Here is a 24,689-nt window from a genome sequence, read left to right on the forward strand (position 1 = left end):
GGGGCACCCTATGCGGTTCCAGAATCCGTTCACGTCGCGGCGCAGCCCGGTGCTGGCGGACAACGTGGTGGCCACGTCCCACCCTTTGGCCGCACAGGCCGGGCTGGACGCCATGGCCCGTGGCGGGAACGCGGTGGATGCGGCCCTGGCCGCGGCCATCACCCTGACCGTGGTGGAGCCCACCGGTAACGGAGTGGGCAGCGATGCCTTCGCGATTGTGCACGATGGTCGAAGATTACACGGCCTCAATGCCAGCGGCCGCGCCCCGGCGGCCTGGAGCCCGGAATACTTTATCGGCCACGATGCCATGCCCGCCGTGGGCTGGGACTCGGTGACCACCCCTGGTGCGGTATCCGCCTGGGTGGCCTTGTCCAAACGGTTCGGCGCCTTGCCCTTCGAGCGGTTGTTCGAGCGGGCGGTGGTGCTGGCGGAAGAGGGCTTTCTGGTCTCACCGGTCATCGCCACCCTGTGGGCCAACGGGGCTAACAGGTTGGGTGACCAGCCCGGCTTTGCCGGGGCGTTTCTCCCGGACGGGCGGCCGCCGCGCGCGGGGGAGCGCTTCCGCCACCCGGCGCTCGCCGACACCCTGCGCCATATCGCCGAGTCGGGCGGTGAGGCGTTCTACCGCGGGCGGCTGGCCCGGCGCATTGCCGGTGCCGCGCGGGAGCACGGCGCGGCGCTTACCGAGGCGGACCTGGCGGGTCACCGGCCGGAGTGGGTGGACACCCTGGCTGTCCGCTACCGGGGGCGTCAGGCCCACGAGCTGCCGCCTAACGGGCAGGGCCTGGCGGCCCTTATCGCCCTGGGTATCCTGGAACGGACCGAGATGCCGGAAGTGGCCCCGGACAGCGTGCCCGGGCTGCACCTGCAGATCGAGGCCATGAAACTGGCCCTGGCGGACACCCAGGCCTACGTCGGTGATCCGGCGGCCATGACGGTGCCGCCCGAGACCCTGCTGGGCCCCACCTACCTGGACCGTCGCGCTACCCAGATCGACCGGCGGGTGGCAGGGGACCCGGGGTACGGTGTGCCGAGCCCCGGGGGGACGGTCTACCTCACCACCGCCGATGCCGAAGGCCGGATGGTTTCGTTCATCCAGTCCAATTTCCTCGGGTTCGGCTCCGGGGTGGTTGTGCCGGGCACCGGGATCAGTCTGCAGAACCGGGGGGCGGGGTTTGTCCTGACGCCGGGCCATCCTAACCAGGTGGGGTCGCGAAAACGGCCTTTTCACACCATCATCCCCGGTTTCCTGACCCACCCCGACGGCACCCCGCTGACCAGTTACGGCGTGATGGGCGGCCCCATGCAAGCCCAGGGGCATGTCCAGATGGCGGTGCGGCTGGTGGACTTCGACCAGAGCCCCCAGACCGCTTGCGATGCCCCGCGTTGGCGGGTGTTGGGCGGCCGCCAGGTGGCGGTGGAGGCCACGCTGCCGCAGCGGACCGTGCGGGGGCTGACGGAGTTGGGCCACGAGCTGAGTGTGGAGGCGCCGGAGGCCGCCTTCGGTTTCGGCGGGGCCCAGATCATCCAGCGCCTGGGCGACGGTTACGTGGCCGGCTCCGATCCGCGCAAGGACGGTCAGGCCGTCGGCTTCTGACCCGCGACCCGCCTGAGGCGCTTTACCCTGCAGCATCAGCGCTGGGTGCCAGCGGCCGGGCCTGCAATACGCGCCCGGTGCGCCAAAGGCCCCAGCCGGCCAGCGCCAGTACCGGCACCGCGACCGCCCACCCCACGCGCTCATCCGGATACAGCACGACCACCAGGCTCAGCAGGCCCAGCCCCAGACGAAAGCCCCAATCCCTGGCCCGGCTCCCCTCGAAACGGCCCTGGAATGTGAAAATGACCCCCAGTGTGCCGATCAGTAGCAGGCCGAATGCGGGCAATTGCGCCACGCCCGGTTCCAAGACCAGACCGGGCCGGGTGAACACCCCTACTATCAGGATGAGCAGCGGCACGCAGAGCCCCAGCGCCGAGATCATGGTCTGCACGAAGGGCGCTTCGGCAATCCGCGAGGTGACGGCGGCCACCAGGGAGGTCGGGGGCGACAGCTCGCCGAAGGCCGCGACCAGGAAGGCGAAGAAGTGCGCCACCCAGGGGTCCACCCCCGCTCGGATCATGAACGGGGTCACCACCACGGCGACGATGATATACGTGGGGGCGACCGGCAGCCCCATGCCCACCAGGTAACCGAACGCGAAGGCCACCAGCACCATCAGGGACAGGTGGGCACCGGCCGTCTCCATCAGCAGGATACCGACCTTGGTGGGGACCCCGGTGATCGTGAACGTGGCGGTGAGGATGCCCAGGGTGGCCAGCAGGACGGTCAGCTCGGCGGTGTTGGTGGAAAAGGTCTCGATCAGCCGGATGAAGGGCCGGAACAGGGTCCGGAGCCGCTCCAGGGTCAAAAGCCGCCCGAACTGCCTCCGCAGTGCCCAGAAAAAGCGCGCCAGGAAGAGGCTCGCCAGGGCCAGGAACAGCCCCATGAACACCAGCTGCGCGGATGACATGGCCGCGCGCCGCTCCACGCCCATGAACCAGATCAGCCCGATCACGGCGAGCGCGTAGGCTGAGAGATTGACGATGTCCACCCAGTTGATGGGCTCCTTGCGTGGAGCGACTTCCCGCTGCATGTAGCGTCCAGCCAGCAGGTAGACGGCCACGCTGACACCGATGAAGTAGAGGATCGCCGGGGCGAAGCCCCGCGCCACCACGTCGAAGTAGCTGACGCGCATGTACTCGGCCATCAGGAACGCACCAATGCCCATCAGCGGCGGCATCAGCTGCCCCCCCAGGGACGAGGCGGTCTCGACGGCGGCCGCCTTTACCCGCGGAAAACCCGCCCGGATCAGGACCGGGATGGTGGCCGAGCCGGTGGTCGCCGCATTCGCGGCGCCGCTGCCGGATACCGCTGCCACCGAGAAGCTGCCTATCACCGCAGCCTGCGGCAGCAGCCGGGGTGCGCGGGTGGCCAGTCGCGAGCTGCCGGCCAGTATCGACTCGATACAGCCGAAGGCCCGCAGGGCGGCGAGCACCAGCATGAACGAGCCGATCAGCGTCAGGCCGAGCTGTGGCAGGCGTTCGAACACCCCCGTGGAGATCTCCAGGCTGGTGGCCGTCAAAATGCGGTTCCAGCTCATGCCCGGGTGGTTGAACATGCCGGGTACGAACTGCCCGTAGGCGGTATACAGGATGAGCAGTGCGATCACGATGGCCAGGGCCAGGTAGCGTCGGCGGGTGTACTCCAGGGTTAGCGCCACCACGATGCCACCGGCCACCTTGTCGGCGTCATTCCAGAACCCCACCCGGTAAACGCGGATCTGCTCGAACTCGGTGACGAGGTAGTATGAGGCGTAGACCAACGCCCCGGCGTAGACGATACCGATCAGGGTGGCGATCAGCGGCGGCAGCAGGGGGTAGAGATTGTCGTGGCGCAGGTCGTTGATGAAGGCGATCGCCACCGCGATCGGCACCATGGTGACGGCCAGCAGCGTGGCGCCCCCCGCGCCGGTGAAGTAATAGATGCTGAGATAGCCGAAGAAATAGAGCGACAGGCCGTAGAACAGCAGTTGGGAAAGGATGTGGCAACCTTGGTGCACCGGGCTCCGCCGGCGCGAGGCGTCGACTTGAGGGGGTGCGCCCGCCTTGCTCGTCGCTTGCTGTTGGCTCATTGCCTGGCCCGGTCCGGGAAGGCCCGCCGCGCTCCACCAGCGGAGGCGACGGGCAGAGGGATGAATGGTCAGGCAACGGGCGGCGCTAGCCGCCCGTCCGGTTCAGCCCGGCAGGGTCGGCGGGCCTTACCGGTAGACCCAGTCGTCCCACTCTTCTTCCCAGGCATCGTGTTCCTGCAGGAAGCGGGCAAGGCCGGGGTGTATCGGTACGCTCCCGCCACTGGCGGCCACGCCCCGGTGCTGCAGGCCTACCATGTCATCGTCCACCTGGGCGAAGGATTCGTTGGCCTCCCGCAGCTCCCCGGCCTTCTCCTTGATGATCGTCAGCATCTCGTAAAGGTCATCCTCGGGGACGTCGGGGCCCAGGTGAAAGCCGTAGAAGAAGGGTACGAAGTGCGCCTCGTCGACGCCGATGTCGGTGTCAAAGCGGTCCGCCGCGACGGTGACCACCTCCATGCCCGCGGCCTCAATGGCCGCCCGTTCCTCCTCGGAGGGGTTGAGGATCCCGGTGTCGGCGGACAGCATCGCCTCGTTGACCCAGGGGGCGACACTGGTCTGGCCGCTGGTGTAGGCGATGAAGGCGTCAATGGTGCCTTCGTTGAGCGACGACCCGGCAATGCTCAGGTCGATCTCGGTGTACTCGTGGCCTACGTCCACGGCGCCCATGGCGCGCTCTAGCTGGGCGCGCACGTCCCACGGAGCTGGTCCGGTGAAGACCGGCGCGCCGGCCAGGTCTGCCCAGCCATCGTAGTCATCGAGTTCGTCCGCCCGGACAGCCAGGCCGACTTCCATGGTGTAGGCCCAGAAGGACTGGACCGGTTCCCGCTTCATCTGGTCACGGAAACCACTGAAGCGGCCCGAGTCATCGGCCAGTTCCGCAAACGCTACGTCGGCCCCGTAGTAGCCGTCGAATTCCTCGAGCGCGTAACCGCGCACCGAGGCCACGGCACCCGCGGTGGGCAGAACGGTGATGTTATAGCCCTCCCATTCGCGGTTCAGGATGGTCATCAAATCCACCTTCACCGCGTACCCGGCCGAGCCGGTGGCCGATGTGGCCCAGCGCAGTTGGGTCACGTCCTGGGCGGTGGCGGCGGAGGTCAGCCCCCCGATCAGGGCCAGGGTTCCGGCGGCAGCAACCGTCTGGATGGTTCGACACCTCATGGCTCTCCTCCATCTGTGTTTTAAATCGTTCTTCTTGGGGCTGGCCCCGAGGGCAACCCGCGCCCTGGTGCCGTTATCAGGGGTGTCCTTCGCGCCCCGTTACGCGGGGTCTCCTGAATTCAGTCTTGTAGCCCTTTGCAGGGAGGTCAAGGTGGCGTGTTTCCGAAGTGCAGCATGGGGCGGCCGGCGACAAGCCCCCGGCCGGGGGCGCACTTAAGTGCCGGCGAGGCTGTGAGGGGAACGGGTGGGGGTGATGACGTCCATGATGTCGTCGGCCCAGGTCAGCGCCTGGAGATAGGCCTTGGCAAGGCTGCTTTCTGCCGGTGTGGAATCCAGTGCGTGCCAATGGCCCTGCTCGTAATCGCAGACGCACTGCAGTACCCGGCCCAGCGGGCCCGCCCGGTGCAGCAGGGCCTCCTTGATCTCGTCGGTCAGGGGCAGCGATGACACCACCTCCTCCATGGGTTGATTAAGCAGGCTGTCCAGCAGGGAGAGCAAGCCGGCGGTGAAGCAGGCCGTAGGGCTTGCCGTCCGGAACTCGCGTGCCAGCAGTTCGCACATGCGGGCCCGCGCCAGGGCAATACGGCACAGCTCTGGCGGCTTGTCGTCCACCGCGGACAGCGAGATCAGCAGAATCCAGGTGCGCACGGTGCGAGTGCCCAGCATCAGCAATGCGTTGCGCAGCGATTCGATGGGGCGACGGGGGGCGACGGCGGCGGAATTGGCGCAGCGAAGCAGCCGGTAGACCAGCACCTGGTCCTGCGCGATCAGGGTTTCCAGTTCGGCGAAATCGGCATCCTCATCGTTGAGCTTGGCCAGCAACGGCATCAGTCCGATCTTGCTGTTGGCGTGCCGTTTGCCAGAGACGAGGTTGGGGCGGCTGAAGTAATAGCCCTGGAAGAAATCAAAGCCCAGATCGCGGCAGATCCGAAACTGCCAGTCGGTTTCGATCTTTTCCGCCAGTAACTGCACGTTAAAGCGCCGCATCTGCGCCACCGTCCGTGCCAGCTCGGTCTCCGAGGCCTGTTGTACCTCCAGCTTGACCAGGTCCGCGCAGTCCAGCACCGGGTCGAACTCCGGCCGGTAGTCGAAGTCATCCAGGACGATCAGGTAGCCCTGGTCGGACAGCTGCCGAATGCCCTCGACGAGCGGTGGATCGGGTCGGATGTCCTCAAGGACCTCCAGCGCGACCTGGCCGGGAGGGAAAGGGAGTTCGTATTCGCCGGTCAGGTAGGGCCGGGTCAGGTTCACAAAGGCGGGGACATCACCCACCAGGCGCTCCAGGCCGATCTCGGTGAAGGTGTTTACCAACACCTGACTGGTGGCCTGGTCGCCGTCCACTACACCGGCGTGTCCCGGCTGGTCGCCGCGGTAGAGCAACTCATAGGCGACGACTTCCAACTCGCGGTTATAGATGGGCTGGCGGGCTACGAAGATGTTGTCCACCGGGGCCGGGCCTCTGATCGGGGGTGAGCGGTTCGACTCTCAAGTATTGTCTGGTGTGAATGCTATTCAACAAAAACAACGGAATCTTGGTTGTTTTTGCCCTCGGGCGCGCATGCACCCATGCCGTCACCGCTAGCTTAGCTTCAGGCCGACCTTTACGATGCGGTTACCCTCCATTTCCCGCACCGTAAATTGCAGGTGGTCCAGCCGGACCCGGTCGCCGACCACGGCCTTGCCGCGGAACAGGTGCAGCAGGTAATCGCTCAGGGATTGGCCGGGCTCCACCCGGGGCGGGAGGTTGAAGCCGTAGACCGCGGCCAGGTCGCCCAGCCGGGTGTCGCCGTCCAGGGTGAATTCACCGAAGAAGCGCTGCTCCTCCAGGTGCGCCGGACCCGCGGGGGCGACGAACATGCGGTCCAGTGCCGGCAGGTCCTCGGGCAGGCTGAGCAGGTAGATCTGGTCACCGGGGCGCAGGATGTCGCCCTGCTCCTCGTGTACCGGCGTGCCGCCCCGGAACAGGGTCAGCACGCGGGCGCTGTTGGGGAGCCGAAGGTTGTGCACGGGTTTGTACAGTGCCGGGCTATCCGCCTTAATGCGGTAGGAGACGAACTCGTAGTCCGCCTGTTGCGGCACATCCAGTTCCACCCGCTCCGTCTGGCCGGCATCCGGCGGCAGTTCCAAGCGGAGCAGCCGTGCCACCGGCGCGATAGTCCAGCCCTGGACCACCAGCGAGAGCAGCACCACGAAGAAGGCCACGTTGAAGAATTGCTCGGCCCCGGCAAGCCCGGCCACCAGTGGGAAGATGCCCAGGATGATGGGGACGGCACCGCGCAGGCCCACCCAGGCGATGAACAGCTGCTCCCGCCAGGGGAAGCGGAAGGGGGCCAGGCAGGTGAACACCGCCAGGGGCCGGGCCAAGAAGATCAGCGCCAGGCCCACGATGGCGGCTTTCGGGGCGACCGGCAGCAGCTCGGATGGGGTGACCAGTACCCCCAACATCACGAACATGGTGATCTGCGACAGCCAGGCCATGCCGTCGTTGAAGCGCTGGATGTTCTGTGCTGCCTGGATGCGCCGGTTGCCCACGATCAACCCGGCCAGGTAGACGGCCAGGAAGCCGCTGCCCCCGGCCACGGCAGCGGCGCCGAAGATCACCAGCCCGCCCCCCAGGGCGAGCAATGGATACAGGCCCGGGGTCAGTTGCAGGCCGTTGATGGTGTAGGCAAGTAGGAAGCCGCCCAGTACCCCGATCAGCGCCCCCAGGCCCATCTGCTGGACAAACTCCAGGCCCATGCCCCAACCAAGACTCGCGTGCTGGCCCATCAGCAACTCGATGAGTGCCACGGTGAGGAAGATGGCCATGGGGTCGTTGCTGCCCGACTCGATCTCCAGGGTGGCGGCCACCCGCTGCTTGAGCTCGAGCCCCTTGGAGTGGAGCAGGGAGAAGACCGCAGCGGCGTCCGTGGAGCCGACAATGGCGCCGATCAAGGCTGCCTCCAGCCAGCCGAGGCCAATGGCGTAGCGGGCCACCAGGGCGGTCAGCCCGGCGGTAATCACGACCCCTACGGTGGCGAGGGCAACCGCCGGACGCAGCCCCACCCGGAAGCTGCTGGTACGGGTGCGCAGACCGCCGTCGAACAGAATAACGGCCAGGGCCAGGCTGCCGATCAGGTGTGCGGTCTGGAAGTCGTCAAAGCCCAGCCCCCCCAGACCCTCTTCGCCCAACAGCATGCCGATGACCAAAAAGACCAGCAGCAGCGGTGCACCAATCCTGTTGGATATGACGCTGGCGATTATGCTGATCAGCAGGAGCAGGCTGCCGAAAAATATGACCTGGCTGGTGAAGTCCAAAAGGGCCTTCCGGTTAGCTTGATTGGTGCGGCATCCGGCCGCAGTCTAACGCAAGCGGCAGGCGTCTGCGGCTGCCAAGCGCGTGCTGCTGGGGTATTCTAAGGGGTCACGCGGTTTAGAGAGAATCATAATGGCACTGCGCGCAGCCGGTAAGGTGATTACTTTCATGTTTTTTATCGGTCTGTCCGTTGCCGTGGCGAAGGCCGTCGGCGGCGAGATGGATCACCCGGATAGTCAAAACCAGCAAACGGAGACCCCCATGGTTGTATTCGAGACCAGCCACGGAAAGCTCACCCTGGAGCTGTTCCCCGAAGAGGCACCCATCACCGTGGAGAACTTTCTCCAGTACGTTGATGACGGCTTTTACGATGGCACTATCTTCCACCGCGTGATCCCCGGCTTCGTGGTTCAGGGGGGTGGCTTCGACGAGGACTTCCAGCAGAAGCCTACCCGTGATCCGATCAAGAACGAGGCTGATAACGGTCTGAAGAACGAGCGCGGCACCCTGTCCATGGCCCGCACGCAGCAGCGCGACAGCGCCACGTCGCAGTTTTTCATTAATCTGGCCGACAACGCCTTCCTCGACCACGGCACGCGCGATTTCGGGTACGCGGTGTTCGCGCGGATCACGGACGGCATGGACGTGGTGGACAAGATTGCCCAGATCCGGACCGGTAACCGTGGCATGCACCAGGATGTCCCGGAAGAGGACATCGTCGTGCAGCGGGCCTACCGCAAGGGCGCCGAGTAACCACCCCCTCTGCAGGCGCGGGTGCCCCCCGCTCCTGTGCTAGAATGACCGCCTTTACGCGGGCGCGCAGCCTGCCCCCGGCCACTCGGGCCGCGGGGTGGCGTTGTGCGCCTTAGACCTGTTTTGCAGCGAGTCGAGATCCCGGATGGCGAGCGTCGCTAGAGAGATACTGCCCGTAAACCTGGAAGACGAGATGCGGCAGTCCTACCTGGATTACGCCATGAGCGTGATCGTGGGCAGGGCGCTGCCGGATGTGCGAGATGGCCTCAAGCCGGTGCACCGGCGCGTGCTTTACGCCATGCGTGAGCTGGGGAACGACTGGAACAAGTCGTACAAGAAGTCCGCGCGCGTGGTCGGTGACGTGATCGGTAAGTACCACCCGCACGGCGATTCCGCGGTCTACGACACCATCGTCCGGATGGCGCAGCCCTTCGCCATGCGCTACATGCTGGTGGACGGTCAGGGTAACTTCGGGTCCATCGACGGTGATGCGGCCGCCGCCATGCGTTACACCGAGGTGCGCATGGCCCGCCTGGCCCACGAGCTGCTGGCGGACATCGAAAAAGAGACCGTTGACTACCTCGACAACTACGACGGCTCCGAGAGCGAGCCGACGGTGTTGCCGACGCGGGTGCCCAACCTGTTGGTCAACGGGGGCTCCGGCATCGCGGTGGGCATGGCCACCAACATCCCCCCGCACAACATCGCCGAGGTCATCGATGCCTGCGTGGCGTTGATCGATGACGACACCCTCGACATCGACGGGCTGATGGAATACCTGCCGGGGCCCGATCTGCCCACCGCGGGCATCATCAACGGCACCGCCGGCATCCACGAGGCTTACCGTACCGGCCGCGGCCGCATGGTAATGCGGGCTCGGGCCGAGATCGAAGAGGACGACAAGTCCGGCAAGCCGCGCATCATCGTCACCGAGTTGCCCTACCAGGTGAACAAGGCGCGGTTGCTCGAGAAGATCGCCGAGCTGGTCAAGGAAAAGCGCGTCGAGGGCATCACCGAACTGCGCGACGAGTCCGACAAGGACGGTATCCGCGTGGTCATCGAGCTGCGCCGGGGCGAGGTGGGCGAGGTGGTGCTCAACAACCTCTACCAGCACACCCAGCTGCAGACGGTGTTCGGCATCAACATGGTGGCGCTGGTGGATGGCCAGCCCAAGCTGCTCAACCTGCGCCAGATCCTTGACGCCTTCGTCCGCCACCGCCGCGAGGTGGTCACCCGCCGCACCATCTTCGAGCTGCGCAAGGCGCGCAACCGCGCCCACATCCTCGAGGGGCTGGCGGTGGCGCTGGCCAACATCGATCCGGTGATCGCCCTGATCAAGGCCTCGCCCGGCCCGGCGGAGGCCAAGACCGCACTGATGGGCCGGGTCTGGGCGCCCGGCATGGTCACCGACATGCTCGATCGCGCCGACGCCACCACCCCGGACGACCTGGAGCCCGGCGTGGGGCTGGGAGAGGACGGTTACCGCCTGAGTGCGGCCCAGGCGCAGGCGATTCTCGAGTTGCGCCTGCACCGGCTGACCGGTCTGGAGCAGGACAAGATCCTCGAAGAGTACCGCGGGCTGCTGGATCAGATCGCCGAGCTGATCCATATCCTGGAGAGTGGCGACCGCCTGATGGAGGTCATCCGCGAGGAGCTGGTGGCCATCCGCGAGCAGTACGGTGATGAGCGCCGCAGTCAGATCATGCCGCAGGCGCTGGACCTGACCCTGGAGGATCTGATCACCCCGCAGGACGTGGTGGTCACGCTCTCGCACAATGGCTATGCGAAGTCGCAGCCGCTGGACAGCTATCGCGCCCAGCGTCGCGGCGGGCGGGGCAAGAGCGCCACGGCCATGAAGGAAGAGGACTTCGTCGACAAGCTGTTCGTGGCCAACACCCACGACACGCTGCTCTGCTTCTCCAGCCACGGCAAGTGTTACTGGCTCAAGGTCTACGAGCTGCCCCAGGGCAGTCGGCAGAGCCGCGGCAAGCCCATCGTCAACCTGCTGCCGCTGGAGAAGGACGAGCGCATCAACGCCGTGCTGCCGGTGCAGGAGTTCGATGAGGCGCACTTCGTCTTCATGGCCACCCGCAACGGCACGGTCAAGAAGACGCCGCTGTCCCACTTCTCCCGGCCGCGCAGCAACGGCATCATCGCCCTGGATCTGCGGGGCGACGACTGGCTGGTGGATGTGGCCATCACCGACGGCAGCCGCGACGTCATGCTGGTCTCGGACGCTGGCAAGGCGATCCGCTTCGAGGAGAGCGAGGTGCGCGCGATGGGCCGCACCGCCGCCGGTGTCCGTGGCATCCGGCTGGATTCGGGTCAGCGGGTGATCGCGCTGCTGATCCTCGGCGAGGGGGATATCCTCTCGGCCACCGCCAACGGCTTTGGCAAGCGTACCCCGGTGGAGGAATACCCCCTGCGGGGTCGCGGCGGCATGGGCGTCATCTGCATCCAGACCAGCGACCGCAACGGCGAGGTGGTCGGTGCGGTGCAAGTGGTGGATGAAGACGAGATCATGCTCATCACCCGCCACGGGACCCTGGTCCGCACCCCGGTGGCCGATATCTCCCGGCTGTCCCGTAACACCCAGGGGGTCAAGCTGATCAGTCTGGACACTGACGAGACCCTGGTGGGCCTGGCGCGCATTGAGGCCCTGGGCGACGAGGACGATGACGAGGCCGCTGAGGCCGGGCCTGAATCCGGCAGTGCGCCGGAGCCCTCGGAGTGATATGGCCCTCTAATCCCTTTCGGATCTGACACACAGCACCAGAAGGAGACTGCCGATGTCCCGCGTGTATAACTTCAGTGCCGGCCCCGCCATGCTGCCGGAAGAGGTCCTTTGTCAGGCCAGGGACGAGATGCTGGACTGGCAGGGCTCCGGTATGTGTGTCATGGAGATGAGTCACCGCGGCAAGGAGTTCGTCAGCATCGCGGAGCAGGCCGAGGCGGACCTGCGGGAGCTGATGGGCATCCCCGACAACTACAAGGTGCTCTTCCTGCAGGGGGGCGCCACCGGGATGTTCTCGGCCATTCCGCTGAACCTGCTGCGCGGCCGGAACAAGGCGGACTACATCAACACCGGGGCCTGGTCGAAGAAGGCCATCGCCGAGGCGAAGAAGTACTGCGAGGTCAACGTCGCGGCCAGCGGCGAGGCCAGCGACTTCATGAGCATTCCCGCCCGCTCCGGTTGGCAGCTGTCTGATGACGCGGCCTACCTGCATTACACCCCCAACGAGACCATCAGCGGGGTGGAGTTTCACGCGGTGCCGGAGGTGGGAGATACGCCCCTGGTGGCGGACATGTCCTCCACCATCCTCTCCCGCCCGGTGGATGTTTCCCGGTTCGGGCTGATTTACGCCGGGGCCCAGAAGAACATCGGCCCGGCCGGCATCACCCTGGTGATCGTGCGCGAGGACCTGATCGGCGAAGCCCGCCCCGACACCGCCATGGTCTGGGATTTCGCCAAGCAGGCCGGGGCGGACTCCATGCTCAACACCCCGCCGACCTACGCGCTGTACATCGCCGGTCTGGTGTTCCAGTGGTTGAAACGCCACGGCGGGTTGGAGGCCATGGGCGAGATCAACCGTCGCAAGGCGGAGAAGCTCTACCGGGCGATCGATGACTCTCCCTTCTACAGCAACCCCGTGGACCCTGACTGCCGTTCCTGGATGAACGTCCCCTTCGTGCTGGCCAAGCCGGAGCTGGATGCCACGTTCCTGGACGAGGCCAAGCGGCAGGGCCTGACCACGCTCAAGGGGCACCGCTCGGTCGGCGGTATGCGTGCGAGCATCTACAACGCCATGCCGGAGGCAGGCGTCGACAAGCTCATTGAGTTCATGCAGGACTTTGAACGGCGCAATGCCTGAGGGGGTGTCCCATGTACCGGATCCTGACCTTTAACAACATCTCGGTGAAGGGGCTGGAGCGGTTTCCGCGCGATCAGTATGAGACTTCGTCCGATATCGCCCATCCCGATGCCGTCATGCTGCGCTCGCACAAGCTCCAGGAGAGCGAGGTGCCGGAGGCCGTGCTGGCCGTCGGGCGCGCCGGCGCCGGTGTCAACAACATCCCGGTGGAGGCGATGAGCCGCCGGGGCATCCCGGTGTTCAACGCCCCCGGCGCCAATGCCAACGCGGTCAAGGAGCTGACCATCGCCGGGCTCTTCCTGGCCGGGCGTCATATCTGCCAGGCCTGGGCCTTCGCCCGTGACCTCGACGGGACCGATGCCGAGATCAACGCGGCGGTGGAGCAGGGCAAGAAGCGCTTCACCGGTTTCGAACTGCCCGGCCGCACCCTGGGCGTAATCGGGCTGGGCGCCATCGGGGTGGAGGTGGCCAACACCGCCATCGCCCTCGGCATGAACGTGGTGGGCTACGACCCCGAGATCACCGTCCGCCGCGCCTGGCAGCTCTCCAGTCGGGTGGACCAGGCCCACAGCGTGGACGAACTGATGAGCCGGGCGGACATGGTCACCGTTCATGCGCCGCTCAACGAGGCCACCCGGGGGTTGATCAACGGCAGTCGCCTGGCCGCGGCCAACCCGGGGTTGGTCCTGCTCAACTTCGCCCGCTCCGAGGTGGTGGAGGAGCAGGCGGTGCTGGAGGCGCTGGACCGAGAGCACCTGGCCGGCTACGTCTGCGACTTCCCCAGCAACGCCCTGAAGGGGCGCGACAACGTGATCGCGCTCCCGCACCTGGGGGCCTCCACGGTGGAGTCGCAGGAGAACTGCGCCATCATGGTTGCCGACCAGCTGCGCGAATATCTGGAGACCGGCAACATTCGCAACGCGGTGAACTTCCCCGAGGTGGTGATGCCCCGGGGCGGCAAGGGTAATCGGCTGTGCGTGGTCAACGCCAACGTGCCGAATATGCTCGGCCGGATCTCCACGGCGCTGGCCGATGCCGGGTTGAATATCGAAGACATGTACAACAAGTCCCGTGACGAGCTGGCCTACACGGTAGTGGACGTGGAGGGTGCCATCCCCCCAGCGGTGGTCGAGACCATAGGCGCCGTGGAGGGGGTGCTGCGCGTGCGGGTGATCGAGTGAGGCTTTTGCAAGCATGAGTGAGGAACAGGCGCCACTGGACGATCAGGCCGCCCTGCAGCAGGTGCGGGCGCGCATTGATGCGCTGGACGATGAGATCCTCCGTCTGGTCAGCGAGCGCGCCCGGATGGCCGAGGAAGTGGCGCGGGTGAAGCGCGAGGCCGGCCATACGAGCGATTTCTACCGCCCCGAGCGGGAGGCGCAGGTACTGCGGCGGGTCCGTCAGACCAACCCCGGGCCGTTGGGCAATGAGGCCGTCACCCGCTTGTTCCGCGAGATCATGTCCGCCTGCCTGGCCATACAGCTGCCCCTGCGGGTGGCCTTCCTGGGGCCGGAGGGCACCTACACCCAGGAAGCGGCGCTCAAGCACTTCGGCCATTCCATGGGCACTGCGCCCCTGAGCACCATCGCGGAGGTCTTCCGCGAGGTGGAGTCCGGGGCCGCCCACTACGGGGTGGTGCCGGTGGAGAATTCCACCGAAGGAGTGGTCACCCATACCGTGGACCGGTTCCTGAACTCGCCGTTGCAGGTGGTCGGAGAGGTCCAGTTGCCGATCCACCATGCGCTTGCCAGCCGGGAGACGGAGTGGAGCGGGATACAGCGGATCTACTCCCACCAGCAGGGGCTGGCCCAGTGCCGGGCCTGGGTGGACACCCATCTGCCGGGCGTGGAGCAGGTCCCGGTGACCAGTACCGCCGAGGCCGCGCGCATGGCGGCCGCGGAGGGCGGGGCGGCCGCCATCGCCAGCGAGGCGGCCTGCGAGCTGTACGAGCTGCCGGTGCTGGCCACCCACATCGAGGATGAACCCGGCAACACCACCCGGTTCCTGGTGGTGGGTCCCGAGTCACCGCCGCCCAGCGGCGATGACAAGACCTCGCTGGTCATCAGCCGGGCCAATCAGCCGGGCGGGCTCTACCGGTTGCTGGAGCCGCTGGCCCGGCATGGCCTGAACATGACCCGGATCGAGTCGCGGCCGGCGCCGCAGGGGGTTTGGGAGTATGTCTTCTTCGTGGACCTGCTCGGCCACGCGGAGGATGAGGCCGTGCGCGCTGCCCTGGCGGAGATCCAGGAGCAGGCCAGCCTCTGTCGAGTGCTGGGCTCCTACCCCAGGGCGCTGTGACCCCCCGGGGGAGCCGGGTCGTTACACCACGACAAGCCCTGTCTGCGGGGTGCCCGTGTTGGCACCCTGCGCGGCCAGGGGAGAGGATCAGATCATGAGCGACAACCGGACCGATTGGACCCGCCTGGCCGTGTCCGGCGTACGGGCCTTGGCGCCCTACGAGCCGGGCAAGCCCATCTCGGAGCTGCGCCGTGAGTACGGTGTCAGTGACGTCATCAAGCTGGCCTCCAACGAGAGCCCGCTGGGGCCCTCGCCCAAGGCCCTGGCCGCGGCCAGGGAGGCGGTGGCCGAGGTGCACCGCTACCCGGATGGGAACGCCTTTGAGCTCAAGGCGCGGTTGGCCGCCCAGCACGGGGTGGCGCCGGAGTGCATCACGCTGGGCAACGGCTCAAACGACGTGCTGGCACTGATTGCCCAGGCCTTTCTGGGCCCCGATCGCGAGTCGGTCTTCTCCCGGCATGCGTTCGCCGTCTACCCCATTGTTACCCAGGCGGCGGGTGCGGTGGCGCGGGTGGCGCCGGCGCTGGGGGGTGACAGCGGGCAGCCCCACGGGCACGACCTGGCGGCCATGCAGGGCTTGATCGGCGAGCGCACCCGGGTGGTGTTTGTCGCCAACCCCAACAACCCGACCGGCACCTGGGTGGGCGAGGGTGCGCTGCGCCGCTTCATCGAACAGGTTCCGACGGATGTCCTGGTGGTGGTGGACGAGGCGTATTTCGAGTACGCCCGCGCCCTCTCTGACGATATCCCGGACGCGAGCCGGTGGCTGGACGAGTTCCCCAACCTGATCGTCAGCCGTACCTTCTCCAAGGCATACGGGCTGGCCGGCCTGCGGGTGGGGTATGCGTTGAGCCACCCCGACGTGGCGGATCTGCTCAACCGCGTGCGCCAGCCCTTCAACTGCAACGGCGTGGCCCAGGCGGCGGCCCTGGCGGCGCTGGACGATGCGGCGCACCTGGAGCGGTCGATCGCGCTGAACACCGAGCAACTGCGCCTGATGGAGCAGGAACTGCAGCGCATGGGGCTCGCGGCTCTGCCCTCCGCCGGCAATTTCCTCTGCTTCGACGTGGGCGGCGGTGCCCAATCGGTCAACGAGGGGCTGTTGCGGGCCGGCGTCATCGTGCGCCCGGTGGGGGGGTACGAACTGCCGGGATACCTGCGCGTCTCCGTCGGGCTGCCCGAAGAGAACCGGCGTTTCCTGGATACCCTGGATCAGCTCATCACTGCGCCGGCATGACTGATCGTGCCTTGATTCATCGCCTCTGTGTCATTGGCGTCGGCCTGATCGGTGGCTCCCTGGCCCGGGCGCTGCGCCACGCCGGAGCCGTGGACCAGGTGGTCGGTTGCGGGCGCAACGCCGATACCCTCCAGCGCGCCGAGGCGCTGGGCGTCGTGGACCACTACACCACCGACCCGGCGCATGCGGTGACCGGTGCCGACATGGTGGTGGTCTGCGTGCCATTGGGGGCCATGCGCGGGGTCTTCGAGCAGATCCGCGGCCACCTGGCGCCGGACGCGGTGCTGACCGATGGGGGAAGCGCCAAGGCATCGGTCATCGAGGATGCCCGCGCTGCTTTCGGCGACCTGCCGGCCGGCTTTGTGCCCGGCCATCCCATCGCCGGCACGGAGAAGAGCGGCGTGGAGGCTTCCTTTTCGCGGCTTTACAACCACCGCCGGGTCATCCTCACGCCCGTGGCGGAGAGTGCCGAGTGGGCAGTGGACCGCACCCGTCGGATGTGGGAGGCAGCCGGGGCGCGGGTGACCTCCATGTCCGCCGAGCACCACGACGACGTGCTGGCCGCCACCTCGCACCTGCCCCACGCCCTGGCCTTCGGGCTGGTGGATACCCTGTCCCGGTGGGAGGGCGAGCAGGAGATCTTCGAATACGCGGCCGGTGGCTTCCGCGATTTCACGCGCATCGCCTCGTCCGACCCGGTGATGTGGCGGGACATCTGCCTGTCGAACCGGGAGGCCCTGGCCCGGGCGCTGCGCAGATACACCGAGGATCTGCAGCGGCTGACCGAACTGGTGGAACGGGGCGACGGGGCCGCGCTGGAAGACATCTTCCAGCACGCCAAGGCGCGTCGCGACCGATTCGTCGCGCTGCTAGAAGACAAACACTAGTTTCTGGAGAACACCGTGGAATTTCATGTGCAACCCGGCGGGGCCCTGCGTGGCAGGCTGCGCGTCCCCGGCGACAAGTCCATCTCCCACCGCGCCATCATGCTCGGCGCCCTGGCCGATGGAGCGACCTGCATCAGCGGCTTCCTGGAGGGCGAGGACGCCTTGGCCACCCTCCGCTGTTTCCGCGCCATGGGGGTGGATATCGACGGCCCTCACCAGGGGCGGGTCACGGTGCAGGGGGTCGGCTTGCGCGGGTTGCAGGCGCCCGGTGCCCCACTGGAACTGGGTAACTCGGGCACGTCCATGCGTCTGCTCTGCGGTCTGCTGGCCGGGCAGTCCTTCGACGCCACCCTGACCGGGGATCACTCCCTGTCCCGCCGCCCCATGCGCCGGGTGATCGACCCGCTCACCGCTATGGGGGCGGTGATCGAGAGTGCCGGGGCGGGTACCGCGCCACTGACGGTGCGCGGTGGGCAGCCGCTGCACGGCATCGACTACGAACTGCCGGTGGCCAGTGCCCAGGTCAAATCGGCGCTGCTGCTGGCTGGGCTGTACGCCAGTGGGCGGACCTGCGTCACCGAGCCGGCCCCCACCCGGGACCACACCGAGCGGATGCTGAGCGGTTTCGGTTACCGCGTGGAGCGGGACGGCAGCCGGGTCTGTGTCGAGGGCGGTGGCCGGCTGCAGGGGGGCGAGATCGAGGTGCCGGCGGATATCTCCTCGGCTGCCTTCTTCCTGGTCGGGGCCAGCATCGCCGAGGGCTCCGATATGACACTGGAGCACGTGGGCATGAACCCGACTCGCACCGGTGTGGTGGACATCCTCCGCCTGATGGGTGCGGATATCCAGGTGCAGAACGAGCGGGTCGTGGGCGGTGAGCCGGTGGCTGACCTGCGGGTACGCAGCGCGCCGCTGAAGGGTATTGCCATCCCGGAGCACCTGGTGCCGCTGGCCATCGACGAGTTTCCGGCACTGTTTATCGCCGCCGCCTGTGCCGAGGGCGAGACGCTGCTGACTGGCGCGGAAGAGCTGCGGGTCAAGGAGAGCGACCGGATCGCGGTAATGGCCGACGGTCTGAACACCCTGGGCGTGACCGCCGAGCCGCGGCCGGACGGCATGCGCATCGTCGGTCAACCGGAGTGGGGCGGCGGCCGGGTGCACAGCCACAGCGACCACCGGATCGCCATGGCCTTCACCATGGCTGCCACCCGGGCCCGCGACGTCATCCACATCGAAGACTGCGATAATGTGAACACCTCGTTCCCCGGCTTTGTTGAACTGACCCGCGAAGCCGGGGTCGCCGTGGCCCGCCAATGAGGCACCCGGGAAGGAGCGAACCAACATGACAGGACAGGCTGACAACAAGGCCCCGGTGCTCGCGATCGACGGCCCATCCGGGTCCGGGAAGGGGACCATTGCCCGGGCCGTGGCCGCCGAGCTGGGCTGGCACCTGCTGGACAGCGGAGCGCTCTACCGCCTGACGGCACTGCACGCCTGCCGCCAGGACGTGCCCCTTGACGATGAGCACGCCCTGGCCGATCTGGCGGCAGGCCTCCCGGTTGCCTTTCTGCAGGATGAGCAGGGCGAGCCGCATATCCAGCTGGCCGAGGAGGACGTGACCTGGCAGATCCGCACCGAGCAGGTCGGCGATGCGGCCTCCCGCGTGGCCGCCATCCCCGTCGTCCGCGAGGCGCTGTTGCAGCGCCAGCGCGATTTCCGGCAGTCCCCGGGGTTGGTAGCCGACGGTCGTGACATGGGTACGGTGGTCTTCCCCGACGCGCAGGTAAAGATCTTCATGACAGCCAGCGCGGAGGAGCGGGCCCGCCGGCGCTACAATCAGTTGAAGGAGCAGGGGGTGGGTGTTACGCTTGCGAGTCTTTCGGAGGAGATTGCCGAGAGGGACCGTCGCGATGCCGAGCGCAGCGCCGCGCCCCTGCGGCCCTCCAGAGACGCCCTCGAGCTGGACACCACGGGCGTGCCCGTGGATGAAGTGATAGGGCGGGTGCTGGCGCAGGTGCGAGCGCGTCTCGCCGGCACATGAAACGCAGTGGAGTATCGCGATAATCCGATATCGCGGTCGTTAAGGGGGAAGGCGTGGTCCAGACCGGTTCAGGGCCGGGTGACCAGGCCTTTCGTGGTTTTCAGACAACCGAACGGTCCGTACGCGGTCCGGGACACATCGAGCAATGACCGAAAGCTTTGCAGAACTGTTTGAGGAGAGCCTTGCCAACACCGATATGCGCCCCGGCGCAATCGTCAAGGGCATGGTCGTGGCCATCGACGGCGATCACGTGGTGGTCAACGCCGGGCTGAAGTCCGAGGCGGTCATCCCCGTCTCCCAGTTCTACGACGAGGAAGGCAACCTCGAAGTAGATGAGGGTGATGAGGTTGAGGTCTCCCTGGATGCCGTGGAAGACGGCTTCGGCGAGACGCGTCTCTCCCGCGAGAAGGCCAAGCGGGCGTACGCCTGGCGCTACCTCGAAGACGCCTACGACAAGGGCGAGGCCGTCAAGGGCCAGATCAGTGGCAAGGTCAAGGGCGGTTTCACCGTCGATCTGGGCCACATCCGCGCCTTCCTGCCCGGCTCCCTGGTGGATATCCGGCCGGTGCGCGACACCACCTACCTGGAAGGGCGCGACCTGGAATTCAAGGTCATCAAGCTCGATCCGCGCCGTAACAACGTCGTGGTTTCCCGCCGTGCCGTGGTCGAGGAAGAGTACTCCGCCGAGCGCGAGCAGCTGCTCGAGAAGCTCCAGGAAGGCCAGGTGCTCAACGGCATCGTCAAGAACCTCACCGACTACGGGGCGTTCGTGGACCTGGGCGGCATGGACGGCCTGCTGCACATCACCGACATGGCTTGGCGCCGGGTCAAGAACCCCTCCGAGGTGGTCGAGGTCGGCCAGGAGATCGAGGTCAAGGTCCTCAAGTTCGACCGCGAGCGCAACCGTGTCTCCCTGGGCCTGAAGCAGCTGGGCGCCGATCCGTGGGAGAACATCGGTGGTCGTTACCCCGAGGGTGCCCGCGTCCCGGGCCGTGTCACCAACATCACCGAATACGGTGCCTTCGTCGAGATCGAAGAGGGCGTCGAGGGTCTGGTGCACGTCTCCGAGATGGACTGGACCAACAAGAACGTCAACCCCGCCAAGATGGTCGCCATCGGCGACGAGGTCGAGGTAATGATCCTCGACATCGACGAGGAGCGTCGTCGCATCTCGCTGGGCATGAAGCAGTGCCTGCCCAACCCGTGGGACGAGTTTGCGGCCACCCATCAGAAGGGCGATCGGGTTGCCGGCCAGATCAAGTCGATCACCGACTTCGGTATCTTTGTCGGCCTCGACGGCGGCATCGACGGCCTGGTGCATCTGTCCGACCTCTCCTGGGGCGAGGCCGGCGAGGAAGCCGTGCGCAACTACCGCAAGGGCGAGGAAGTCGAGGCGGTGGTGCTCTCGGTGGACCCTGAGCGTGAGCGCATCTCGCTGGGCATCAAGCAGCTGGCCCAGGATCCCTTCGGCTCCTGGCTGGCGGACCACCCCAAGGGCTCCATCGTCAAGGGCACGGTCAAGGACGTGGAGGCCAAGGGTGCCACCGTGTTGCTCGAAGGCGACATGGAAGGCTACATCCGCGCTTCCGACATTGCCCGCGACCGCGTCGAGGACGCCCGCACGGTGCTGAACGAGGGCGAGGAGATCGAGGCCAAGTTCGTGGGCGTGGACCGCCGCAACCGCATGGCCAACCTCTCCATCAAGGCCAAGGACCAGGCTGACGAGCAGCGCCTGGTGCAGGATCACGCCCGGCCCACCGGTCCCGCCGGTACCACGGCCCTGGGTGACCTGCTCAAGGAGCAGCTGGGCGAGCAGAACGACGACCGCTGATCGGTCGTCCCGCAACGTTGACGGGTGGCCACCACGGCCGCCCGTGCGCTGCATTGTCGTCGGTGGGGCCTTGGTAACCGGGGTCCCGCCGTTTTTGCTTCAGTACCCGGGATTCAGGCAGACAGCCAATGACCAAATCCGAACTGATCGAAGTCATTGCGAGTAAACAGCATCATCTGGCTCACAAGGATGTCGAACTCGCCGTAAAAACCTTGCTCGAGCAGATGAGCGAAACCCTGGCCGGTGGTGAGCGGATCGAGATCCGGGGTTTTGGCAGTTTTTCCCTCCATCACCGTCCCCCGCGTATCGGCCGGAACCCGAAAACCGGCGAACCGGTGGCACTGCCTGGCAAATACGTGCCACACTTCAAACCAGGGAAGGAGTTGCGCGACCGTGTAAACGAGGGTCGGCACAACCCCATTCAGTCCTGAACGGCATCGAATACGCCAGGGTAGGGTAAGACACCATGCGAAAGCCAATAATAATAGTCTTTGTTCTCATCGTGGCCGCCCTGGGGCTCAGCTTTGCCACCCTCAACGCCGACGACGTGGTGGTGGACTTCTTCTTCGGCGAGGCCGATCTGCCCCTTTCCTTTGTGCTTGTCGTCACCCTTATCCTCGGGGCGATCCTGGGTGTGCTGGCTAGCCAGGTGGTGGTCTTCCGCAAACGGCGCGAGATCCGGAAGCTCAAGCGCCAGGTCAACGACGCCCAGAAAGAGCTCAACGAACTGCGTCGCCTGCCGCTGAAGGAAGGGCGCTGAGCAAACCCCATGCTGGAGTTGCTATGGCTGCTGCTGCCCGTGGCGGCGATGTCCGGGTGGTTCGCTGGACGTCGGAGCGCCACCCGTGGCTCGAGCACCAACTCCCGGCAACTGCCCGAGGCCTATTTCCAGGGGCTCAATTACCTCCTTAACGAGGAGCGCGACAAGGCGCTGGAAGTCTTCACCCGCATGGTGGAGGTGGACAGTGACACCGTTGAGACCCACCTGGCCCTTGGCAGTCTGTTCCGACGGCGCGGCGAGGTGGATCGCGCCATCCGCATTCACCAGAACCTCATTGCCCGTCCCGCCCTCAGTCGTCAGCAGCGGACCTACGCGTTGCTGGAACTGGGTGAGGATTACATGCGGGCAGGCCTGCTGGACCGGGCGGAGACCCTGTTCGAGGAGGTCATCGAACTCAACCACCACGTGGAGCCGGCCCTGCGCCAGCTGCTGGCCATCTACCAGCAGGAGAAGGAGTGGGACCAGGCGATCGGTGCGGCACTCCGCCTTGAGAAAAGCGTGTCGCAGAACATGCACCCGCAGGTGGCGCACTTCTATTGCGAGATGGCCAGGGAGGCGCGGGCCGAGGGCGACCTCGGCCGCGCGCGTGCCCTGTACAAGCGGGCCTTGACGCATGACCCGCGCTGCGTGCGTGCCAGCATCGAGTCCGGGGCGCTGCACCTGGAAATGGGTAACCCGAGACAGGCGGTGCGCCTGTACGAACAGGTACCCCAGCAGGCGCCGGAGTTTATCGGCGAAGTCCTGGAGGGGCTCCACGCGGCCTTGGCGAGCCTGAACCAGTTGGAGCGGTACCCGGCCTTCCTGGACCGCCTGCTGGCCACCAGCCAGGCGCCCGCGCCGGTGGTCTTGGCAAAGGTCGACTGGCTCTGTGCCGAATCGGGGGCCGACGTGGCCGCGAAGTGGCTGGCCGGGCAGTTGCACTCGCAGCCCTCGGTGCGAGGGCTGCTCCGCCTGGTGGAACTTACCGAGGGCGCCGAGCGGCCCTCGGAGGACCAGCGGCTGGAACAGGCGGTCGAGCACGTGCTGTCAGCCCTCCTGGCGGTACGGGCCCAATACCTGTGCGGCCAGTGCGGGTTCACCGCCCGGACGCTGTTCTGGCAGTGCCCCGGCTGCAAGAGCTGGGGCAGCATTCGCCCCCTGCGCGGGGTAGAGGGAGAGTGATTGGTGTCTGACCCGAAGTTGATCATTGCCCTGGATTACCCGGAGGCGGGCCCGGCATTGGCATTGGCCGACCGGCTGAGCCCGGCGCGTTGCGCGCTGAAGGTGGGCAAGGAGCTGTTCGTCGCCGAAGGGCCCCGGCTGGTGGAGCAGCTTGTCGGGCGAGGGTACCGCGTTTTTCTCGATCTCAAATTTCATGACATCCCCAACACCGTGGCGGGTGCCTGTCGCTCGGCCGCGCGACTGGGTGTGTGGATGGTCAACGTCCATGCGCTGGGCGGCAGCGAGATGATGCAGGCAGCACGCGAGGCCTTGGGAGATTCCAATGACCGCCCGCTGCTCACGGCGGTGACGGTGCTGACCAGCCACAGCGATGCGACCCTTCACGAGATCGGACTGGCAGGCCCTGCGGACGGGGCGGTGCGGCGCCTGGCCGGCCTGGCCCAGGGCGCACGGGTGGACGGCGTGGTCTGCTCGGCACAGGAGGCGGGTCTGGTTCGGGAAACCTGCGGAGGGGCGTTCCTGCGGGTCACGCCGGGGATCCGGCCCCAATGGGCCGCCCGCGGGGACCAGACCCGGGTGCTGGGGCCGGCGCAGGCGCTGGCCCGTGGCGCGACCCACCTGGTAGTGGGGCGGCCGGTCACCCAGGCCGACGATCCCATGGCCGCGTTGCACCGCCTGGAGGCGGAACTGCGCGGCGACCCGCCGGCATCCTGATGCCCGCGCCCGTCGATCACCCCTACGCAGCCCTGGGGCCCGGCCAGGTGCTGGACGCCATCGAGGCCCTCGGTTTCCTGCCGGACGGGCGGTTTCTGGCACTGAACAGTTACGAGAACCGCGTCTACCAGGTGGGCCTGGAGGAGGCCGCGCCGTTGGTCGTGAAGTTCTACCGGCCGGAGCGCTGGAGTGACGAGGCCATCCTCGAGGAGCACGCCTGGTGTGAGGAACTGGTCGCGGCCGAAATCCCGGTGGTGCCCCCGATGCGGATCAACGGTCGCACGTTGCATTGGCACGAAGGCTTCCGTCTGGCCGTCTACGAGCGCCGCGGTGGCCGGGCACCCGCTCTGGATAACCCGGAGGTGCGCCTTCGGTTGGGGCAGTTCCTTGCCCGCATCCACACCGTCGGAGAGGCCGCCGACTTCCACCACCGCCCGGCGATCCGGGAGACCGGCGTGGCCCGCGACCATCGGGATTGGTTGCTCCAGGCGGGGTGGATACCGGTGCACATCCAGGAGGCCTACCGGGGCGTGACCGACCACCTGCTGATGCTGTTGGAGGCCCGGTTCGCCGATGCCGGTGCCTGGCGCGCGATCCGGCTGCACGGTGACTGCCACGCCGGCAACATTCTCTGGCGCGACGGCGAGGGCCCGCATTTCGTGGACATGGACGACTGTCTCACCGGCCCGGCGCTGCAGGACCTCTGGATGCTGCTCTCCGGTGAGCGTGCGGAGCGCACGGAACAGCTCTGCGACCTGCTGGAGGGGTATGAGCAATTCCGCGACTTTGATCGGCGGGAGCTGCACTTGATCGAGGCGCTGCGCACCCTTCGGATTATGGGCTATGCCGTCTGGCTGGCGCGGCGCTGGCACGATCCGGCGTTTCCGCAGGCCTTCCCCTGGTTTGGTAGCGATCGGTACTGGGAGGAGCACTTGTTGGCGCTGCGGGAGCAGGTGGCGGCCATGGAGGAGCCGCCGTTGATGGTCTGAC

20 protein-coding genes are annotated in these 24,689 nt (G+C 66.8%); 16 read left to right on the forward strand and 4 right to left on the reverse strand.

What is annotated here, in order from left to right:
• Nucleotides 1-10: 10 nt before the first annotated feature.
• Nucleotides 11-1,597, forward strand: coding sequence for a gamma-glutamyltransferase family protein (locus DFR31_RS08900; RefSeq protein WP_121442334.1), 1,587 nt, complete (start codon nucleotides 11-13; stop codon nucleotides 1,595-1,597).
• Nucleotides 1,598-1,619: 22 nt separating this feature from the next.
• On the opposite strand, the gene DFR31_RS08905 is transcribed toward DFR31_RS08900, so the two are convergent.
• The 4 genes from DFR31_RS08905 to DFR31_RS08920 all read right to left on the reverse strand — a co-directional run bounded on the left by DFR31_RS08905 (nucleotide 1,620) and on the right by DFR31_RS08920 (nucleotide 8,126).
• On the reverse strand, nucleotides 1,620-3,668 hold the full coding sequence (locus DFR31_RS08905; RefSeq protein ID WP_121442335.1) for a TRAP transporter permease: 2,049 nt from the start codon (nucleotides 3,666-3,668) through the stop codon (nucleotides 1,620-1,622).
• A 126-nt stretch (nucleotides 3,669-3,794) separates the two neighbouring features.
• Nucleotides 3,795-4,829: a TAXI family TRAP transporter solute-binding subunit gene (locus tag DFR31_RS08910; RefSeq protein ID WP_121442336.1), complete on the reverse strand. Its 1,035-nt coding sequence runs from the start codon at nucleotides 4,827-4,829 to the stop codon at nucleotides 3,795-3,797.
• A 213-nt stretch (nucleotides 4,830-5,042) separates the two neighbouring features.
• Nucleotides 5,043-6,275, reverse strand: coding sequence for an EAL and HDOD domain-containing protein (locus tag DFR31_RS08915; RefSeq protein WP_121442337.1), 1,233 nt, complete (start codon nucleotides 6,273-6,275; stop codon nucleotides 5,043-5,045).
• 132 nt (nucleotides 6,276-6,407) lie between these two features.
• Nucleotides 6,408-8,126, reverse strand: a complete 1,719-nt coding sequence (locus DFR31_RS08920) for a potassium/proton antiporter (RefSeq protein WP_121442338.1) — start codon at nucleotides 8,124-8,126, stop codon at nucleotides 6,408-6,410.
• A gap of 217 nt (nucleotides 8,127-8,343) precedes the next feature.
• On the opposite strand from DFR31_RS08920, the gene DFR31_RS08925 reads away from it, so the two are divergent.
• From DFR31_RS08925 to DFR31_RS08995, 15 genes are all read left to right on the forward strand, one after another.
• Complete coding sequence (locus DFR31_RS08925) at nucleotides 8,344-8,877, forward strand: peptidylprolyl isomerase (RefSeq protein WP_245971161.1); 534 nt, start codon at nucleotides 8,344-8,346, stop codon at nucleotides 8,875-8,877.
• Between the two features lie 145 nt (nucleotides 8,878-9,022).
• A complete protein-coding gene (gene gyrA / locus DFR31_RS08930; RefSeq protein WP_121442339.1) occupies nucleotides 9,023-11,611 on the forward strand; it encodes a DNA gyrase subunit A in 2,589 nt (862 codons plus the stop codon).
• A gap of 55 nt (nucleotides 11,612-11,666) precedes the next feature.
• Nucleotides 11,667-12,749, forward strand: a complete 1,083-nt coding sequence (gene serC, locus DFR31_RS08935; RefSeq protein ID WP_121442340.1) for a 3-phosphoserine/phosphohydroxythreonine transaminase — start codon at nucleotides 11,667-11,669, stop codon at nucleotides 12,747-12,749.
• 11 nt (nucleotides 12,750-12,760) lie between these two features.
• Nucleotides 12,761-13,930: a phosphoglycerate dehydrogenase gene (locus DFR31_RS08940; RefSeq protein ID WP_121442341.1), complete on the forward strand. Its 1,170-nt coding sequence runs from the start codon at nucleotides 12,761-12,763 to the stop codon at nucleotides 13,928-13,930.
• A gap of 13 nt (nucleotides 13,931-13,943) precedes the next feature.
• Nucleotides 13,944-15,047: a prephenate dehydratase gene (gene pheA / locus DFR31_RS08945; RefSeq protein WP_211328279.1), complete on the forward strand. Its 1,104-nt coding sequence runs from the start codon at nucleotides 13,944-13,946 to the stop codon at nucleotides 15,045-15,047.
• A gap of 94 nt (nucleotides 15,048-15,141) precedes the next feature.
• On the forward strand, nucleotides 15,142-16,284 hold the full coding sequence (gene hisC, locus DFR31_RS08950; RefSeq protein WP_121442342.1) for a histidinol-phosphate transaminase: 1,143 nt from the start codon (nucleotides 15,142-15,144) through the stop codon (nucleotides 16,282-16,284).
• A complete protein-coding gene (locus DFR31_RS08955; RefSeq protein WP_121442343.1) occupies nucleotides 16,281-17,171 on the forward strand; it encodes a prephenate dehydrogenase in 891 nt (296 codons plus the stop codon). The genes hisC and DFR31_RS08955 overlap by 4 nt, the downstream gene beginning before the upstream one ends.
• 15 nt (nucleotides 17,172-17,186) lie before the next feature.
• Entirely contained in the window at nucleotides 17,187-18,488 is a 1,302-nt protein-coding gene (gene aroA, locus DFR31_RS08960) for a 3-phosphoshikimate 1-carboxyvinyltransferase (protein ID WP_211328280.1), read from the forward strand.
• 25 nt (nucleotides 18,489-18,513) lie between these two features.
• Nucleotides 18,514-19,212: a (d)CMP kinase gene (gene cmk, locus DFR31_RS08965; RefSeq protein WP_121442345.1), complete on the forward strand. Its 699-nt coding sequence runs from the start codon at nucleotides 18,514-18,516 to the stop codon at nucleotides 19,210-19,212.
• 145 nt (nucleotides 19,213-19,357) lie between these two features.
• Nucleotides 19,358-21,043 carry a 30S ribosomal protein S1 gene (rpsA, locus tag DFR31_RS08970; protein ID WP_121442346.1) on the forward strand — a complete coding sequence of 562 codons (1,686 nt, stop codon included), beginning with the start codon at nucleotides 19,358-19,360 and terminating at the stop codon, nucleotides 21,041-21,043.
• Nucleotides 21,044-21,171: 128 nt separating this feature from the next.
• On the forward strand, nucleotides 21,172-21,474 hold the full coding sequence (locus DFR31_RS08975; protein WP_121442347.1) for an integration host factor subunit beta: 303 nt from the start codon (nucleotides 21,172-21,174) through the stop codon (nucleotides 21,472-21,474).
• A 35-nt stretch (nucleotides 21,475-21,509) separates the two neighbouring features.
• Complete coding sequence (locus DFR31_RS08980; RefSeq protein WP_121442348.1) at nucleotides 21,510-21,803, forward strand: LapA family protein; 294 nt, start codon at nucleotides 21,510-21,512, stop codon at nucleotides 21,801-21,803.
• 9 nt (nucleotides 21,804-21,812) lie between these two features.
• Nucleotides 21,813-22,985, forward strand: a complete 1,173-nt coding sequence (gene lapB, locus DFR31_RS08985) for a lipopolysaccharide assembly protein LapB (RefSeq protein ID WP_121442349.1) — start codon at nucleotides 21,813-21,815, stop codon at nucleotides 22,983-22,985.
• Nucleotides 22,986-22,988: 3 nt separating this feature from the next.
• On the forward strand, nucleotides 22,989-23,699 hold the full coding sequence (pyrF, locus tag DFR31_RS08990) for an orotidine-5'-phosphate decarboxylase (RefSeq protein WP_121442518.1): 711 nt from the start codon (nucleotides 22,989-22,991) through the stop codon (nucleotides 23,697-23,699).
• Nucleotides 23,699-24,688 (forward strand): serine/threonine protein kinase, encoded by a 990-nt coding sequence (locus tag DFR31_RS08995; RefSeq protein ID WP_121442350.1) that lies wholly within the window; start codon nucleotides 23,699-23,701, stop codon nucleotides 24,686-24,688. Before pyrF ends, DFR31_RS08995 begins: the two co-directional genes overlap by 1 nt.
• Nucleotide 24,689: the final 1 nt, after the last annotated feature.

Source organism: Alkalispirillum mobile (genome assembly GCF_003664325.1).
GTDB classification, from domain to species: domain Bacteria; phylum Pseudomonadota; class Gammaproteobacteria; order Nitrococcales; family Halorhodospiraceae; genus Alkalilimnicola; species Alkalilimnicola mobilis.

What these genes read in the sequence shown, in the direction of transcription:
- DFR31_RS08900 (WP_121442334.1), top strand. Translation starts at nt 11, where the DNA reads ATGCGGTTCCAGAATCCGTTCACGTCGCGGCGCAGCCCGGTGCTGGCG.
- DFR31_RS08905 (WP_121442335.1), bottom strand. Translation starts at nt 3,668, where the DNA reads ATGAGCCAACAGCAAGCGACGAGCAAGGCGGGCGCACCCCCTCAAGTC.
- DFR31_RS08910 (WP_121442336.1), bottom strand. Translation starts at nt 4,829, where the DNA reads ATGAGGTGTCGAACCATCCAGACGGTTGCTGCCGCCGGAACCCTGGCC.
- DFR31_RS08925 (WP_245971161.1), top strand. Translation starts at nt 8,344, where the DNA reads ATGGATCACCCGGATAGTCAAAACCAGCAAACGGAGACCCCCATGGTT.
- gyrA (WP_121442339.1), top strand. Translation starts at nt 9,023, where the DNA reads ATGGCGAGCGTCGCTAGAGAGATACTGCCCGTAAACCTGGAAGACGAG.
- serC (WP_121442340.1), top strand. Translation starts at nt 11,667, where the DNA reads ATGTCCCGCGTGTATAACTTCAGTGCCGGCCCCGCCATGCTGCCGGAA.
- DFR31_RS08940 (WP_121442341.1), top strand. Translation starts at nt 12,761, where the DNA reads ATGTACCGGATCCTGACCTTTAACAACATCTCGGTGAAGGGGCTGGAG.
- pheA (WP_211328279.1), top strand. Translation starts at nt 13,944, where the DNA reads ATGAGTGAGGAACAGGCGCCACTGGACGATCAGGCCGCCCTGCAGCAG.
- hisC (WP_121442342.1), top strand. Translation starts at nt 15,142, where the DNA reads ATGAGCGACAACCGGACCGATTGGACCCGCCTGGCCGTGTCCGGCGTA.
- DFR31_RS08955 (WP_121442343.1), top strand. Translation starts at nt 16,281, where the DNA reads ATGACTGATCGTGCCTTGATTCATCGCCTCTGTGTCATTGGCGTCGGC.
- cmk (WP_121442345.1), top strand. Translation starts at nt 18,514, where the DNA reads ATGACAGGACAGGCTGACAACAAGGCCCCGGTGCTCGCGATCGACGGC.
- rpsA (WP_121442346.1), top strand. Translation starts at nt 19,358, where the DNA reads ATGACCGAAAGCTTTGCAGAACTGTTTGAGGAGAGCCTTGCCAACACC.
- DFR31_RS08975 (WP_121442347.1), top strand. Translation starts at nt 21,172, where the DNA reads ATGACCAAATCCGAACTGATCGAAGTCATTGCGAGTAAACAGCATCAT.
- DFR31_RS08980 (WP_121442348.1), top strand. Translation starts at nt 21,510, where the DNA reads ATGCGAAAGCCAATAATAATAGTCTTTGTTCTCATCGTGGCCGCCCTG.
- lapB (WP_121442349.1), top strand. Translation starts at nt 21,813, where the DNA reads ATGCTGGAGTTGCTATGGCTGCTGCTGCCCGTGGCGGCGATGTCCGGG.
- DFR31_RS08995 (WP_121442350.1), top strand. Translation starts at nt 23,699, where the DNA reads ATGCCCGCGCCCGTCGATCACCCCTACGCAGCCCTGGGGCCCGGCCAG.